Genomic DNA, 567 nt, shown 5'->3' on the forward strand with positions numbered 1-567 from the left:
TTTGGCAGAAGGTGATAGAGAGGGTCGTAATCTTCGGTTTTTCAAAACAACACGGATTGCCAAAAGTGATACGGTGAAATCAGAAGAAATCCAGAACCGGCGTGAATTTGGCGCAGAAGATCAGTTAGAAACAGCAATGAAATATATTGCCAGAAAACAAAAGAAACTGATTTCTGAAATCGAATTGACATGGGAAAATATGCAGCTTGGCGCTGTTCAAGGTGTTGTCCTTGATGCTGATGGCTCCGTGATTGTTGATTGGTACAAGGAATGGGAAATCACACCACCAAAGCCCATTGACTTTAAACTGAATACAGAGACAACCAATGTTGCTGACAATGTTGACCAAGTCATTATGAGGATGATTGAGGCTTCAAAAGGAGCATTTTCTGATCGTTCACGGATTATTGGGCTTTGTGGAAATGAATTCTTTTCCAAGTTGAAAAACCATAAAACAATTCGTGAAACCTATTTAAACACAGCCTTAGCACAGACACTCAATAGCGCCGGAGGTGTTGCAACACCAAGCGCTCTTGGCTCGGGCAGCTTTGGCAGTTTTGACTTTGC

General features: G+C 42.0%; 1 protein-coding gene. It reads left to right on the plus strand.

Annotation, left to right across the window (positions count from 1 at the left end; translation table 11 throughout):
• Positions 1 to 567, plus strand: a 567-nt coding sequence (locus tag ACFINF_RS09535) for a major capsid protein (protein WP_375620632.1), incomplete at both ends; no start/stop codon positions are given.

The sequence above is a fragment of the Bartonella sp. TS25HLJMH genome, assembly GCF_042193505.1.
In the GTDB taxonomy this organism is placed as follows: domain Bacteria; phylum Pseudomonadota; class Alphaproteobacteria; order Rhizobiales; family Rhizobiaceae; genus Bartonella; species Bartonella grahamii.